Here is a 13,762-nt window from a genome sequence, read left to right on the forward strand (position 1 = left end):
AGGGGGCTTCGGGGGCTTCGGGGGAGAGGTCGGCCGTGCTCACCGGTCGGGCGCGAGGGACGGCCGTGCATCTGCCGGTCGAGGTGGCCGGCGTCCTGCTCGTGATCAGGCAACGTGTCCCCGCATGCTGCGTCCCTCGGGCAGAGAGTTCTAGAACGCCGGGGATATTTTGCATGATCACGAAGGGTTGAGGGGGTGCACAGTGCGGCGGGGCGTGGGTGCGGTGCGAGTGCGTCGCCGTCGCTGGGCGAGACGTCGCTGGTGCGGTGGTTATCCGGCCGCCTGTTGGTGATCAGGCACCTCTCCGGGGAGAGGTTGGCCTGATCACGAGCAAGAAGGTGGCAGCGTTGGTCATCGCCTGCGCTAGGTGGCCAGGTTGTTCGAGGGTCGGCAAAACCAGAACGCCAGGTCCGGACCGAAGTCCGACCTGGCGTTACGTGGTGGGCGATACTGGGATTGAACCAGTGACCTCTTCCGTGTCAAGGAAGCGCTCTCCCACTGAGCTAATCGCCCTCGCGCGCGATCTTGAGGCGCTGGAGGTGGAGACGGGATTTGAACCCGTGTACACGGATTTGCAGTCCGTTGCCTCGCCTCTCGGCCACTCCACCGTGCGAGGCTTGGTGAACCTCCGAGCGGACGACGAGATTCGAACTCGCGACCCTCACCTTGGCAAGGTGATGCTCTACCAACTGAGCTACGTCCGCATGCTCCGGGCGATTCGTTCTGGCCTTTCGGCCGTCCCGTTCCGTTCGGTGCATGAGTAAGTTAGCCGAAACGCGTCCCCGAAGTCCAACTGGATGCGTCCGCGCCGTGAACACGACCGGCGCCGAAGTGCGTAAGGAGCCGGTGTACAACGTCGGAGGCGTTCTGTGTCTACCATTTTCGAGCCAAATCGGACACCCGACCGACCCGACCGACTCCCTGGAGCGACCCGGCGACCTCAACGGGGGAGAGGTCACCGGATCGCCGGCCGGGGGTGCGGATCGGGCCAACGCGGTTCAACGTTCATGGGGGTGGAGCCCGATGAAGCATCTGGAGCGAAGGTGGAACGAGGAAGTACGGGTGGAGCGTTCCTGAGGGTGGATCAGGTCAGCAGCCGGGCAACGGCAGCGTCGAGATCCAGGTAGAGGCTCTCCTCGCCGTCCGGCACAACGGCTGCCGTGCGGTCGAGGAAGGTGCGGACGTCGTCCGCGCTGGCCTCCAGGACGGCCTGGCCGTCCGGAGAGGTCAGGCTGATCATGACCAGTTCGCGCCCGGTACCCCAGGAGGGCCAGACATGAACGTCACCGTCGCCGATCGGTGTGGTGAGACCGGTGCGGAGCAGGTCGCGGGCGAAGACCCATTCGACCTCCATACCGTCACCGGAGAACACGGCCCGCACTGCGTACGGGTCGGACGCGCCGTAGCGCAGGCTCACCGGCAGGGGCACGGCATCGGCGTCTGCGACCACAAGACGCAGCTGAACGGACGCCTCAACGTCTACTTGCGGCTGCATCGATCTCCCTCATCTTCGCCCCTTCATGATTCGCGGAACTCTTGGTTGCGCGTCACCGTTTCGGGGGGCACACAGGTGGCTTACGACGGCATCTTTCCCTGCCGGACCCCAACTGAAACCCGCCAACCGAGTGGTGATCTCAATTAGTGTTCGTTGATCTTGATACCACAGGGTGCTTTGCTCACTCTCTGCAATCAACACTGCGTTCTACGTCAGGGGAACTGAGCTCGTGAACCGATCTGGTGACGGACCGGTGAAGCCGGCGTGGGAAGCCGGCGAAGTCGGACATGACCAGCAAGAAGATGATGAGGCGGATCTCGGGCCGCGAGTCTGGGTGCGACGCCTGAGGGCCTGGCGGGAGTCGCTCAGGGGCCGGCCCTCAACTAACCGTGCGTACCGGATCGTGGTGGGCCTCGTGGGAGGGGCAATTGTTGTCGGCGGGCTCGTCCTGGTGCCCCTGCCCGGCCCCGGCTGGGTGATCGTCTTCGCCGGATTGGCCGTTCTGGCGACCGAATTCACCTGGGCTGCCCGATTGGAGCAATTCGCCCGGAAACAGGTAACTGACTGGACGAAGTGGCTGATGGCCCAACCGCTCTACATTCGGGCATTGGTCGGTTTGGGTACGGCTTTGCTCGTCGTCGCCTTCTTCTGGCTCGCTTTTCTGATCATCGGTCTTCCGGGTTGGATTCCCGAGGATTGGGTACCCGCGTGGACCGGGCTCACCTGACTGACTGACGGGGGACGCCGGCCCGCTCGCTTCGGTGAGGTGGCCCGGCGTCCCCTTGCCTCCCCGTACCCGTGAGACGGCCGGTCGAAGACCGCCCGGGGAGCCGATTGGGATGTTCAGGGGAAGGTTCGGTACAGTTCTCTCGTTCGGTCAGCCGCTCGCGGCGGATCGGGACAGCTCCGGGCGATTAGCTCAGTGGTAGAGCACTGCCTTCACACGGCAGGGGTCACTGGTTCGAACCCAGTATCGCCCACCGGAGATCTCAGAGGCTCGGTTCCCGTCATACGGGGGCCGGGCCTCTTCTCTGTTGGGGTACGGGGGCGGTTGCCGTCGGATCGAAGCGGTTGCCGCGATCGAGGTCGAAGGATCCTGCCCGGGGCAGCGCGATGGGTGTCGGCCGGTTCTGCGTACTGGCTCCCGACGTGACCGGTGGCCTGGTCGCCGCCAAGCGCGAGTAATGCCAGGCTTTCTGGGGAGGCCCGAGGAGCTCGCACCGGCCACGCCGGACGGAGATGCGCAGTACTCCGACAATCTGCTAGATTTCAGTACACCGAAGGACAGGGACGGTTCACCGGCCCAGTTCTCACGGTGCAAGCGGATGTAGCTCAGTTGGTAGAGCGCCACCCTTCCAGGGTGGAGGTCGCGTGTTCGATCCTCGCCGTCCGCTCTGAACGGGAAGGCCCGAAGCTTAGGCTTCGGGCCTTCTTCATGTGCGGGCCGACCTCACGGCTTGGGCCGAGGAGGCCGGCGCTCATGGTCAAAAGCCACGCTGGCGGGTGCTGTTCACGAGGTTCCCGGCGGGGCAGACCTCAGGGGCTGGGGCTCACCCCAGGGCCAGCACCAGCCCGGCCGCGACGAGCACGGCGGCCGTGAGCCCGTGAACACCCAGTGCGGTGGCGGGTTTCCCACCGTTGGTGACCACGATGACGGCGTCCGCGACCGGGGTGAGGGCCGCCGCGACCAGGGCCCAGCCGAGCGGGTCACTGCCGGCGGCTGCCCAGATCACGAGAAGCACCACGCCGGAGGTGATGTCGCGGACACCCTTGATGGCGGTCAGGGCGCGAAGGCTGTCGGCGGGAACGCCGAAGTCGAGCGTCGCCTGCCGGGGGACGAGCAGGAACCGGGCGCCGATGACGATGATGGCGAGGCAACCGAGGATCGCGATCACCAGGGCGGTGGCATGCATGAGGAGTCCTTTCCCGGGGTTATCTAACAAGGTTATCTAACCATGATAGATTACGGGTATGTCACCCCGACCGGCTCCCGACCTGAACCAGCGGCGCGATCGAGTCGTCAAACTCGCCCGGACCCTCGCCGAGTCCGAGGGGTGGGGCGCCGTCACGATGCGCCGTCTGGCCGGGGATCTCGGCGTCACCCAGCCGGTGCTCTACTCGGCCTTCGCCTCGCGCCAGGCGCTCGTCGATGCCGTGGCACTCGACGGTTTCGATGATCTGGCGGCGGCCCTGGAGGCGGTGGACTCCTCACCCCGGGCGCGGATGCGCGCCTACCTCGACCACGCCGCCGCCCACCCACGGGTCTATGAGGCGATGTTCTCCCTGCCCTCAGGCCTGACCTTCGCGGCGGAGGCCACCCCGGCACCGCTCCGGCGGGCGTTCTCCGGCATTCGCGAAGCCTTTCCGGGCGCTGACGACACCAGGGCCGAGGTCGCCTGGTCGGTGCTGCACGGTCTGGCCACCCTTCACGCGGGCGGACGCCTGCGTGAAGGGCAGATGCAGGCCCGTCTCGACCTGGCCCACCGCCTGCTCACGGAGCAGGCGGTGGGTTGAGCTGCGGTCCCGGGACGGGACCGCAGCTCCTCGTCACACCAGTGAGAACTTCTGTGCCGCAGCGCCGTTGCAGTCCCAGATCTGGAGCCGGGTGGCGTTGGCCGTGGCTCCCGACGGGGAGTCGATGCAGCGTCCGGTGGTCGGGTTCTTCATCGAGCCGTCGGACTGCGCCACCCAGTTCTGGTAGCCGCCGCCGTTGCAGTTCGCGAGCTGCAGCTTGGTGCCCGCCGCGTTGGCGCCACCCGCGATGTCCAGGCACTTGCCCAGGGTCTGCAGGGTCTGGCCGCTGACGGTCCAGTGCTGGTCCTTGGCCGCGGACTGGCAGTCCCACAGCTGCACCGCGGTGCCGTCGCCCCCGGTGTCGTCACCGGCCACGTCGACGCACTTGCCGCCGGGGCCCTTGATGGTCTTGCCGGTCACCGTGCCGCCGCCGGAAGAAGCGCCCTTGTTGTAGACGGCCACCGAGTCGATGACGAGCTTGCCGCCGGAGACCGTGGCGGCGTTCGGGCCACCGCCGAAGGCGTTGGGGAAGCCGCCGCCGATCGCCAGGTCGTAGATGATGAAGAACGGGTGATCGATGGCGTCGGCCCAGGTGGTGGCGTCGACCTGGTTGGCCTTGACCGTGTAGAAGTTGTTGCCGTCCAGGTAGAACCGGACCTGCTCGGGCGAGGTCGAGCGGTCGATCTCCACGGCGTAGTTGTGGAAACCGGTCGAGCAGCCCGCGCAGGGGCGTTCGCCCGAGGTGATGCCCGTCGACTCGTTGCAGGGGCCGCCCGGGTTGACGCCGCAGTGGATGGCGGAGAACGCCGAGGGACGGCCGTTGATGTTCTCCAGGATGTCGATCTCACCGGACTTCGGCCACGTCACCCCGGAGCGCAGCGGGGCGCCGAGCATCCAGAACGCCGGCCAGTAGCCGGCGCCGTTGGCGGTGGTCACATCGGGCTGCTGGAGCCGGGACTCGATCCGGACCACACCGCCGGCGGCGGCGCCGAACGTGGCCGCCTGGGTCTCGACGCGGCCCGAGGTCCAGCCGGCGGCCGGGTCGGAGCCGGAGTGGTTCGCCTTCAGGACGAGGTGGCTCTGCCCGTCGTAGTACACGTTCGACGTGCTGTTGGTCATGGTCTCGATCTCGCCGGTGCCGAAGCTGCTGCCCGGGCCGGTGTCGTACTTCCATTTGCTCTGGTCCAGGCCGGTGTTCGCGGCGCCGTCGAAATCGTCGCTCCAGGTGAGCGTGAAGCCGGACGGGGTGGCGGGCACGGTGGCGCTGGCGCTCTGCGACACGGTGAACGCGGCGGCCAGGGCGACCGCCCCGGCGACGGCGACGAGGGGGAGAGCTCTTCTCGAGGCGCGGCGTTTCAGGAAACCCAGGGATGGGCGCATGATCTGATCTCCGGAAGTCAGGGGGAACCGGGATGACCCGCCATTTCAGGGTGGCGGCGCGTCAGGGTATCCCCGCGCCCGGGCCGGGGGAACGGCCGGAGTATCAGCGGTCCTGCATTTGGGACGACTTTAGGGTTGGGACAACGAGCCGAGCCCTTCCACCGCCCGGTCGAGCCATTCGCCGAGCAGATGTTGCTCTGCCTCACTCAGCATGCCGAGCTGGGGAGCGACCGCGCGGAACGCGACCGTCGTGGCCAGCAGCCCGTTCTCCGAGGGGGCGGGCGCGTCCGTGAGGATCTGCCGCAACACTGCCTCGTACATGCTCCCGGCCAGACCCGCGTCCCTCTGCTCGGGCGGTGTGGTCAGGAGCGACTGGATGGTGCCGATCCCGGCCGCCTGAATGATGTTGACGGCCCGCTCCTCGCTGACGCGCAGCCGCCCGGTCCGGGCCACCCGGTGCACCCGCGCCTCCAGCACGCGCTTGCCGGCCCGGGCCGACGGCGAATGGAGGACGCGGTCGGGGTCGCTCAGGAGGCGGAACAGGGCCGGGTTGGTGAGACCGAAGTCGATCTGCATCTCCCAGCCGGCCCGAAGGTCTTCCAGCGCATCGACATCGGCCGCCGACACCTTCTCCACGTGGGCGGCCTTCGCCGACACGAAGGTGGCCATGACGTGCTCGGCCACCGCGTCGAGCAGACCGTCCTTGTCGCCGAAGAGCCGGTAGATCGCGGGGGCCTGGACGCCGGCCTCCTCCGCGACCCCCCGGGTGGTGACCGCCGCGGGGCCGTGCTCGCGCAGGAGACGCGCGGCCACGTCGACGATCCGGGCGCGGTGGTCGCTACGCCGGCTGGGGGTTTCGGTCACGACTTGATGATAACAACGATAACTATGGCTTGCTATCGGTGAGATTCCGACGTTACTGTCGGAGTGCTACCACTGATATCAACGAAGGGTCGATCATGATCATCGTCACCGGGGCCACCGGCGCCCTCAACGGCTCGACCGTCGACCACCTGCTCGACCGCGTCCCCGCGCAGGAGATCACCGTGGTGGCCCGCGACGTCGCCAAGGCGCAGCGGTTCGCCGATCGCGGCGTCGCCGTCCGCTACGGCGACTATCGCGAACCGGATTCCCTCCCGGCCGCTTTCGAGGGAGCTCACCAGTTGCTGCTGGTTTCCTCGAACGACCTGGCCAGCCCCATCGTCCCGCAGCACCGCGCGGCGATCGACGCGGCCGTGAGCGTGGGAGTGGGCCGCATCCTGTACACGAGCCATCAGGGGGCCGCGCCGGACAGCCCTTTCGTGCCCGCGCGCGACCACTTCGCGACCGAGCAGATGCTTGCCGACTCCGGCGTCGCCTGGACCTCGCTGCGCAACGGCTTCTACGCCCACAGTCTCGCCTGGCTGCTGGGGCGCTGGGCCGAGACCGGCCGGATCACCGTGCCGGGCGAGGGCCCGGTGTCGTGGACCTCGCGGGAGGACGCGGGTGAGGCCGCCGCGGTCGTTCTCACCTCGGGTACGGCCTACGACGGCCCGACGACGATCACGGCGGGTGCCGCTCCCACCTTCGAGGAGGTCGCGGTGATGGTCTCGGAGCGGGCCGGGCGGACCGTCACCTTCGAGGTGGCCGACCCGGAGGAGTGGGTCGCCGCCCAGGTGTCCGGTGGGCAGCCGGAATTCATGGCGCGGTTCCTGCTCGGCATGTACCGGGCGGCCGAGGAGGGCTTCTTCGCCGGTACCGACCCCCTGCTCAAGACCCTGATCGGCCGGGAGCCGGCGACGGTCCGGGACGTGCTCGCGGGCCTGATTTCCTGAGTCGGGCCGCCAGATGCTCCCGGTACAAGGCCGTGAGCCTGGTCGACGTGCTCCGGCACGTCGAACATCTCGTCATGCCCGGCGCCGTCGATGATCTGGAGGTCGGCGGCGTGGGGGAGGTGGACGCCGGCCTCGGAGGAGCCGGTGTTGCCCTTGCGCCCGGCAACGATCACCTGCAGGGCTGGGTGAGCAGCCGGTCGACGAGGTGGAAGGCGTCGTAGCCGATCAGCAGCGAATCACTGCGGTACGAGGGGCCGAACGCCGCGCTGCATCCTGCTCACCCTGCTCGGGACCGACAGACGCGCACGGAATCAGACCGTCGTCAGCGTCCCTGATCGACCAGCCAGTCCCAGGCGTCGGCCAGGCTGCCGTCCAGGTCGCCGTCCGCGACCTCGCTCACCACGGCGTCAGGCACCGGGTACACCGCGTCCTGCTCGCCCGACATCCACAGGGTGACGAAAAAGGCGTTCTCCTTGAGGGTTCGGCGCAGGGCCGAGACCAGCTCGTCGTACTGCCCGTCGGCCAGGTCGTTCAGCGCCTCGACCGCCCAGGACGTGCCGTCGCGGGTGTCGATCCGGGCGTCGAAGGTGGCGTCGGCCCCGGCGTGGACCCCGATCCAGAACGGCTCGGCCCGGGGGTAGGCGCCGACCAGGTCCGCGGACGGGAACGAGTAGGTTCCCTCGGCCTCGCCCTCGCCGAACGCCTGGAACCGGAACAGCGTCCTGAGCTTGTGCAGGGCCAGGAGCGAGGCCACGGCCCGGACGTGCTCTACCTGGGTCTGCTGCCGCAGGCGGCCCTTCTCCTTGAGCACCGACCAGAAGAAGACCAGCAGGCCGTTCTGCTGCTGCGGCCACCGGGCCGGCGGCAGCCCGGCCAGCAGCCCGGCCAGGTCGCCCATGACCGCCACGGGGTCGAGGGGTTCGGGGGTGTCGTCCGGGGCCGGCTCGTCCGGCGGTTCCGCGATCGCGGGCAGCGGGGGAGTCACCGGTTCGCCGGGCGCGCGGCGCAGGTACGACAGGCTGCGCTGGATCATCACGTCGGTGATGTCCGTGTCCCCGTCGTCGAGACCGGCGAACTGCGTGACCTGCTTCATCGACGGCACCCACCAGCTGGTCAGGCGCTCGCCGATCTCGTCGGCGGTGAAGTCGACGGGGAGCACGCCGCGCACGACGGCGAGCAGGCCGGGCTCCTCCTTGTCGAGGAAGTAGAACCAGTAGGGGAACTGGAGATCGAGATGCTGCACGAAGGTGCGCACCTCGGCGATCTCCCACAGCTCCTGGTCCACCTCGTCGTAGCCGTCGACGGTGATGACGACCGACTCCAGGCACAGCCGGGCGAGCAGCGGATTGCGCAGCATCGGGGTGAGGGCCTGGAGCACGCGGGAGACGTCGCGGGCCCGGACCTGGTCGCGCGTCACCACTACCGACCAGCGTCCCGGGCCCGACGCGATCATCGAATCGGCTCGCCGGTCGGCGGATTCGGCCGGGACCAGGGTCTCGACGTCGTGCAGCGCCTCCTGCCCGGCGCGCAGCACGGCGGTGCCCAGGATCCGGGCGTCGTCCGGCCCCTGGGTCCGCAGTTCGACGAAGCTGCCGGTGGAGCACTCCACGTCGGCCCGGTGGCTGAGGTCGTCCTGGGCCAGCTCGGCGCGGACCACGGTGCGGACCTCGAACGCGGCCGCGATGGTGTTCTGCCGGCGGTCGAAGCAGATGCAGCGCTGCTGGGTGACGACGTGGAAACGGCTTTGCGAGTAGTCCTCGGGGACGATGGCGCGGATCCTCTCCCCGGTCCGCAGCAGGGGCTGGACGGCGAGCGCGATCACGCCGGCGCCCATCGGATCGAGCGCGCTCCCGATCAGCATGCGCTGTGCCGAGGGCGTCGAGATGCCCGGTCTGACCCCTTCACGTCTACCGTCGTGCGCCATGTCCACACGCGTGAGCTTAAGTTGCGTCTGGGGCATCCAGGAAAAATCCTGGGACCTGCCGTGATTTCGGCCGGCGATTTCCGTCATTCCGGCGCCCCCGGATGAGTCATCAGCACGGGCATCAGGCCCACTGTGGCCCACCACGACTGCGGATTGGTTCGACACGATGACGAAGCGGGCAGCGACCCCGGATGTTCCCCTCCTGGCGGACCGGGTGCGGGCGGCCCAGCGGGGTGACCGGGACGTACTCGGGGAGCTGATCGGGGAGCACCTCGTCATGCTGTACAACGTCGCCGGGCGGGCGCTGCGGGGGCACGCCGACGTGGACGACGTGGTGCAGAACACGCTCATCAGCGTGGTCGAGAACCTGCCGTCGCTGCGGCAGCCTGAGCGGTTCTCCGGATGGGTGCTGGCCATCGCGCGGCGCGAGATCGCCGACCACCTCCGGCTCCGGCGGGTGGCGGCGGAGCGCGGCCAGGTACTGGACGAGGCCGCGGCGCCGGCCGACCCCGGATCGGACTTCACCGAGCTGACGATCCTGCGGCTGGGCCTGACCGGCCAGCGCCGTCAGGTGGCCCAGGCGTCGGACTGGCTGGACCCGGAGTCCCGGTTCGTGCTGTCGCTGTGGTGGCTCGAGCTGATCGGGCAGATCACCCGGGCCGACCTGAGCACGGCGCTGGGCATCGGCCCGGGTCACGCGGCCGTGCGGGTCCGGCGCATGCGCGAGCAGCTGGAGACCTCCCGCGAGATCGTCGGTGCGTTGCAGGCCCGGCCGGGCTGCCCGGACCTGGCGCCGCTCCTGGCCGGCTGGGACGGTACGCCCGGTCCGGTGTGGCGCAAGCGGCTGGCCCGGCATCTGCGGGACTGCCGGTACTGCACGGGTCATCGCCCGGCGCTGGTCCCGCCCGAGCGGCTCCTGGCCGGTCTGGTCATGGTTCCGCTCGCGCACTCGCTGACCGGCCTGCCCTCGGTGCCGGCGATCCTGGCCGGGTCGTCGCTGACCGGTGTGACAACGGCCGGAGCAGCTGGCTCGGCCGGAGCGGCCGGGGGCTGGCTGGGCGGCCCGGCCGTCGGGAAGCTCGTGGCCGTGGTCGCCGGGGCGGCGGTGGTCGCGGGTGGGGCCGTCGTCGTGACCCACCGGGATCCGCCCGGCCCCGCCCGGGTCCCGCCCGCCGTCGCACCGGCTCGGACGATCGGGCCGACCTCAAGGGCCACGCCGCTCACGCCCACGACGGTGAAGCCGTCACCCAGCCACCCGACCACGGCTCGTGACCCGCGTCCACCATCGGCTCTCTACGGCAGCACGGTGGACCGCGCCGAACCGGCACCACCGGCGAACATCCGCCCGCAGCCGCTGCCGGTGCGCCCGGAGGGGACCCTCGTGGTCGCGAACAGCGGCGACCTCGACCCCCGGCCGGACGTGACCTCCCTGGTGCACCGGGGCGAGTGGGTGACGTTCCGCGGGCGCGGGTACATCCGGGTCGAGACCGCGATGGCGATCACCGAGCGGGTCGGCGCCGTGACCATGCCGTCGTGGACCCGGTTGCGGGGCCGGATCTTCCACGTGGCGTCCGGTCGGGGGTACCGCCTCGACGACCAGATTCCAGACCGGCCGCGGGGTTACACCTGGATGGGAGACCCGGAGCACGGTCAGGCCGTTCTGCCGGCCGGGGCGCAGCAGATGTGGGGCTGGGAGTACTACTACCTGGACGGCGAGGTGACGTTCACGTCCAACGAACGAGGCGCGGACTACAACCTCTACGTGCACATCGTGGACCGCGCGACGATCGACGACGACCTCCTGACGGCTCCGGACCAGGGGCGCGTGCGGTACGGGCTCAACCGGGACGTCGGCACGAACGCCTCACCGGTGCCCCAGTACGTCACCCGCGCCGATCCGCGAGACCCGGCGACCGTGCCCCGCCGGAGCCGGGTCGGTGGATGAGGGGTCCCCGCGACCCGGTGGATCACGGGGACCCCGGTCCTCACCTCTGACGCTTCGTCTTCGTCTTCGTCCGCGGACGGGTGAACATCAGCGTCCCGAAACCCAGCTGGTCGTAGCCGCCGCTGGCCGAGCCGTAGTCGCCGCCACCGCCTTCGGCGCGCACGCTCCTCGCCATCGCGGTGACGTTCGGGGCGGCCAGCCCACGCCGGTTGACGTAGTGGTGGAAGACCTGTTCCCAGACCGGGCGCACCTGGCCCCGCCCGGCGGGGGAGATCACGGTCTGGGTCCGCCGGGCCCCGGTGACGCCGGTGCCCCACTCATAGGTGGTGAAGGGCACCTCGCGGCCGAGGTTGTAGCGGGCCACGTACTCGGCCCCCTTGAGGAACCGGTTGTCGTCGAAGCCGTACAGGTCGACGCCCTGGTTCCAGGCCATCTCGCAGAGGGCGCCGAGCAGGCCGATGCCCATGACGCTGTGACCCTGGTCGCGGCCGCTCTCCTGCCACTGCCCGAGCTCACCCTGGTCGCCGTGCAGGAAGGGCACGGCGTGGGGGATCGAGCCGTTGCCGGGTCCGGTCCGCAGATAGGTGACGGCGCGGTCGAACAGGCTCCGGTCGTCGCACAGGATGCCGATGGCCATCACCGCGGCGAGGTTCGAGAGGTCCCAGTTGGCCCAGTAGTTCGTGATGTAGGCGTCGTTGTGCCGGGTCAGGAACTGGTCGTTCAGCGGGTAGAAGACCTTCCGGAGCAGGTTCTGGGTGCCCGCCAGGTCGAAACCCTCGTAACCGCGCAGCAGTTCGGCCGCGTTGGCCAGCTGGTAGCCGTAGATGCCGGCCGCGAGGAAGCGGTCGGCGTTCCCGGTGATCTGCTTCAGGGTGGACGACCAGGCGTTCAGGACGCCGACGGCGGCCCGGGCGTGCGCCGGGTCGTCGGTGATCCGCCAGCGCAGCGCGTTCTGGTAGGCGGCGTGCACATCGATGAAGAACTGGGCGTAGTTCTGCCCGTCGCCGCCGCGCACCACGGTCGGCAGCGGCCGGGGCTTCCAGGTCGCGTGCGATCGGCCGTTCCCGGTCAGGCGCTGCCAGCCGGAGGTGACGACGGCGTCACCGGCCGCGATGCTGTTGCGGATCCGGGTGAAGTCCGCCTGGGTGTGCAGCAGACCCGGATGGGCGAACGTCACGGCGGCGGTCGGCTGGACCGCCGCTGCCGGTCTCACCGCGATGCCGACGGTGGCCGCGGCCCCGAGGGCCCCGGCACCGAGGAGCAGGTTGCGACGGCTGACGGATACTGATGGACGCATGGGGGTCATCTCTCGGAGGGGGACACGGTCATCAGGGACGACCGTCCGGGTCCCACCGGAATGACAGAAACTGGGAAGCTGGTTTCCGGTCACCGCAACGAGGGAGCAGATCATGGGTACGTCGCCGATCGCGGTCACGGGATCGACCGGCCGGCTCGGGGGAATGGTGGCCCACCACCTCGCCGGAGCCGGTGCCACCCAGCGTCTCCTGGTGCGTGACCCGAGCCGGGCCCCGCAACTGCCGCACGCGGGCGTCCACCCGTTCAGCTACACCGACCGGCAGGCTTCGGTGGATGCGCTGGACGGGGTGGGCGTGCTCTTCATGGTCTCGGCGCCGGAGAGCCCGGACCGGCTCGACCTGCACCGCTCGTTCATCGACGCGGCGGTCGCGGCCGGGGTGCCCCACATCGTCTACACCTCGTTCGTGGGCGCGGCCGCCGACGCGACGTTCACCCTGGCCCGCGACCACCACGTCACCGAGGAGTACATCAAGGCCAGCGGCGTGCGCCGGACCTTCCTGCGCGACAGCTTCTACCTCGACCTGGCCGCGAACCTGGCCGGTGACGACGGGGTGATCCGGGGTCCGGCCGGCCAGGGCCGCTGCGCCTTCGTCGCCCACACCGACGTCGCCCGCACCGCGGCCGCCGTCCTGCTCTCCCCGGAACAGCACCAGGACCGGCAGTACGACCTGACCGGTCCGCAGGCCCTGACCCTGTCCGAGGTCGCCGAGACCGTCAGCGCCGTCCGGGGCCGGCCGGTCGTCTTCCACGACGAGACGATCGAGGAGGCCTACGCCTCCCGCGCCGGGTACGGGGCGCCGGGCTGGCAGCTCGATGCCTGGGTGAGCACCTACACGGCAATCGCCGGCAACGTCATGGCCCCGGTCAGCCCGGCGATCGAGGACATCACCGGCACGGCCCCGATGAGCCTGGCCGAGTACCTGGAACAGGCCTGAGACTCACCCGTCGGCCAGTCGCTGGATGGTGATGTCCAGCCAGGCCCGGAGTTCGTCCAGACCGCTCTGGCACAGGTAGCGGCTCCAGCGAGCTCCGGTCGAGGAAGGTGGCCAGGGCCTGCGCCGCGCGGTCACGCTGGGGAAGTGACCGGCTCCGGGGGAGCGAGCCGCCAGAAACAGCGTGCGGAATGGATCATTCCGTAGACCGGGATGAATGACAGGACGAAGCTGAGCCAGCTCCGGCTCTCGAGCCCGCAGACGACGGCGATGGTCAGGTAGGCGAGGCCACCGATCGAGTCTTTCGTCAGCTGCCCGAGGCCGAGCCACTCCCCGAGGTGGCGGGGGCCGATCGTGGCGAGGACCCAGAGAGCTGCCCACAAGAAGAGGAAAAGGCTGCGCTGGGCATGAACATGCGGGGCGGTGTCCACGTCGTTCCGG

Annotated in this window: 13 protein-coding genes, 5 tRNA genes and 1 pseudogene; 7 read left to right on the forward strand and 12 right to left on the reverse strand. The window is 69.5% G+C overall.

Translation table 11 applies throughout. From position 1 onward, the window contains the following. Window positions 1-438 precede the first annotated feature (438 nt). From LR393_RS03115 to LR393_RS03130, 4 genes are all read right to left on the reverse strand, one after another. Window positions 439-513 (reverse strand) — tRNA-Val (locus LR393_RS03115). Between the two features lie 21 nt (window positions 514-534). Next, window positions 535-608, reverse strand: a tRNA-Cys gene (locus LR393_RS03120). A gap of 23 nt (window positions 609-631) precedes the next feature. Next, window positions 632-704: transfer RNA gene (locus tag LR393_RS03125), tRNA-Gly, on the reverse strand. 380 nt (window positions 705-1,084) lie between these two features. Beyond that, window positions 1,085-1,495 (reverse strand): SsgA family sporulation/cell division regulator, encoded by a 411-nt coding sequence (locus LR393_RS03130; protein WP_214155378.1) that lies wholly within the window; start codon window positions 1,493-1,495, stop codon window positions 1,085-1,087. A 229-nt stretch (window positions 1,496-1,724) separates the two neighbouring features. Between LR393_RS03130 and LR393_RS03135 the strand changes: the two genes are divergently transcribed. The 3 genes from LR393_RS03135 (at window position 1,725) to LR393_RS03145 (ending at window position 2,889) form a co-directional block, all read left to right on the forward strand. Further along, window positions 1,725-2,222 carry a TIGR02611 family protein gene (locus LR393_RS03135; protein ID WP_231481441.1) on the forward strand — a complete coding sequence of 166 codons (498 nt, stop codon included), beginning with the start codon at window positions 1,725-1,727 and terminating at the stop codon, window positions 2,220-2,222. Between the two features lie 181 nt (window positions 2,223-2,403). Further along, a tRNA-Val gene (locus LR393_RS03140) sits at window positions 2,404-2,475 on the forward strand. A 341-nt stretch (window positions 2,476-2,816) separates the two neighbouring features. After that, window positions 2,817-2,889, forward strand: a tRNA-Gly gene (locus LR393_RS03145). A gap of 156 nt (window positions 2,890-3,045) precedes the next feature. On the opposite strand, the gene LR393_RS03150 is transcribed toward LR393_RS03145, so the two are convergent. Further along, window positions 3,046-3,408, reverse strand: coding sequence for a DUF4267 domain-containing protein (locus tag LR393_RS03150; RefSeq protein WP_231481442.1), 363 nt, complete (start codon window positions 3,406-3,408; stop codon window positions 3,046-3,048). 58 nt (window positions 3,409-3,466) lie between these two features. On the opposite strand from LR393_RS03150, the gene LR393_RS03155 reads away from it, so the two are divergent. After that, window positions 3,467-4,009 carry a TetR/AcrR family transcriptional regulator gene (locus LR393_RS03155; protein WP_231481443.1) on the forward strand — a complete coding sequence of 181 codons (543 nt, stop codon included), beginning with the start codon at window positions 3,467-3,469 and terminating at the stop codon, window positions 4,007-4,009. A 33-nt stretch (window positions 4,010-4,042) separates the two neighbouring features. On the opposite strand, the gene LR393_RS03160 is transcribed toward LR393_RS03155, so the two are convergent. Together LR393_RS03160 and LR393_RS03165 are read right to left on the reverse strand one after the other, a co-directional pair. After that, window positions 4,043-5,389, reverse strand: a complete 1,347-nt coding sequence (locus LR393_RS03160; protein WP_231481444.1) for a glycoside hydrolase family 16 protein — start codon at window positions 5,387-5,389, stop codon at window positions 4,043-4,045. 129 nt (window positions 5,390-5,518) lie between these two features. After that, window positions 5,519-6,253 (reverse strand): TetR/AcrR family transcriptional regulator, encoded by a 735-nt coding sequence (locus LR393_RS03165; protein WP_231481445.1) that lies wholly within the window; start codon window positions 6,251-6,253, stop codon window positions 5,519-5,521. Window positions 6,254-6,348: 95 nt separating this feature from the next. Here LR393_RS03165 and LR393_RS03170 point away from each other — a divergent pair, with 95 nt between their 5' ends. Beyond that, window positions 6,349-7,203 (forward strand): SDR family oxidoreductase, encoded by an 855-nt coding sequence (locus LR393_RS03170; RefSeq protein ID WP_231481446.1) that lies wholly within the window; start codon window positions 6,349-6,351, stop codon window positions 7,201-7,203. A 35-nt stretch (window positions 7,204-7,238) separates the two neighbouring features. Here LR393_RS03170 and LR393_RS36905 read toward each other — a convergent pair. Together LR393_RS36905 and LR393_RS03180 are read right to left on the reverse strand one after the other, a co-directional pair. Then, window positions 7,239-7,447, reverse strand: a pseudogene (locus LR393_RS36905) (alpha/beta hydrolase); the annotation flags it as partial. 78 nt (window positions 7,448-7,525) lie between these two features. Then, window positions 7,526-9,064 carry a hypothetical protein gene (locus LR393_RS03180; protein ID WP_231481448.1) on the reverse strand — a complete coding sequence of 513 codons (1,539 nt, stop codon included), beginning with the start codon at window positions 9,062-9,064 and terminating at the stop codon, window positions 7,526-7,528. A gap of 229 nt (window positions 9,065-9,293) precedes the next feature. Here LR393_RS03180 and LR393_RS03185 point away from each other — a divergent pair, with 229 nt between their 5' ends. Next, on the forward strand, window positions 9,294-11,072 hold the full coding sequence (locus tag LR393_RS03185) for an RNA polymerase sigma factor (protein ID WP_231481449.1): 1,779 nt from the start codon (window positions 9,294-9,296) through the stop codon (window positions 11,070-11,072). A 40-nt stretch (window positions 11,073-11,112) separates the two neighbouring features. Here the strand turns inward: LR393_RS03185 and LR393_RS03190 are convergent, their stop codons facing one another. Continuing rightward, window positions 11,113-12,369, reverse strand: a complete 1,257-nt coding sequence (locus LR393_RS03190) for an alginate lyase family protein (protein WP_231481450.1) — start codon at window positions 12,367-12,369, stop codon at window positions 11,113-11,115. 112 nt (window positions 12,370-12,481) lie between these two features. Here LR393_RS03190 and LR393_RS03195 point away from each other — a divergent pair, with 112 nt between their 5' ends. After that, window positions 12,482-13,324, forward strand: a complete 843-nt coding sequence (locus LR393_RS03195) for an SDR family oxidoreductase (protein ID WP_231481451.1) — start codon at window positions 12,482-12,484, stop codon at window positions 13,322-13,324. Window positions 13,325-13,327: 3 nt separating this feature from the next. On the opposite strand, the gene LR393_RS34930 is transcribed toward LR393_RS03195, so the two are convergent. Next, complete coding sequence (locus tag LR393_RS34930) at window positions 13,328-13,459, reverse strand: hypothetical protein (RefSeq protein WP_269326601.1); 132 nt, start codon at window positions 13,457-13,459, stop codon at window positions 13,328-13,330. Then, window positions 13,456-13,752 carry a hypothetical protein gene (locus LR393_RS03200; protein WP_231481452.1) on the reverse strand — a complete coding sequence of 99 codons (297 nt, stop codon included), beginning with the start codon at window positions 13,750-13,752 and terminating at the stop codon, window positions 13,456-13,458. The genes LR393_RS34930 and LR393_RS03200 overlap by 4 nt, the downstream gene beginning before the upstream one ends. Between the last annotated feature and the right edge of the window lie 10 nt (window positions 13,753-13,762).

This window comes from Kineosporia mesophila (assembly GCF_021129235.1).
Classification (GTDB): domain Bacteria; phylum Actinomycetota; class Actinomycetes; order Actinomycetales; family Kineosporiaceae; genus Kineosporia; species Kineosporia mesophila.

What these genes read in the sequence shown, in the direction of transcription:
- LR393_RS03195 (WP_231481451.1), top strand. Translation starts at nt 12,482, where the DNA reads ATGGGTACGTCGCCGATCGCGGTCACGGGATCGACCGGCCGGCTCGGG.
- LR393_RS03185 (WP_231481449.1), top strand. Translation starts at nt 9,294, where the DNA reads ATGACGAAGCGGGCAGCGACCCCGGATGTTCCCCTCCTGGCGGACCGG.
- LR393_RS03130 (WP_214155378.1), bottom strand. Translation starts at nt 1,495, where the DNA reads ATGCAGCCGCAAGTAGACGTTGAGGCGTCCGTTCAGCTGCGTCTTGTG.
- LR393_RS03170 (WP_231481446.1), top strand. Translation starts at nt 6,349, where the DNA reads ATGATCATCGTCACCGGGGCCACCGGCGCCCTCAACGGCTCGACCGTC.
- LR393_RS03190 (WP_231481450.1), bottom strand. Translation starts at nt 12,369, where the DNA reads ATGCGTCCATCAGTATCCGTCAGCCGTCGCAACCTGCTCCTCGGTGCC.
- LR393_RS03160 (WP_231481444.1), bottom strand. Translation starts at nt 5,389, where the DNA reads ATGCGCCCATCCCTGGGTTTCCTGAAACGCCGCGCCTCGAGAAGAGCT.
- LR393_RS03155 (WP_231481443.1), top strand. Translation starts at nt 3,467, where the DNA reads ATGTCACCCCGACCGGCTCCCGACCTGAACCAGCGGCGCGATCGAGTC.
- LR393_RS03180 (WP_231481448.1), bottom strand. Translation starts at nt 9,064, where the DNA reads ATGCTGATCGGGAGCGCGCTCGATCCGATGGGCGCCGGCGTGATCGCG.
- LR393_RS03150 (WP_231481442.1), bottom strand. Translation starts at nt 3,408, where the DNA reads ATGCATGCCACCGCCCTGGTGATCGCGATCCTCGGTTGCCTCGCCATC.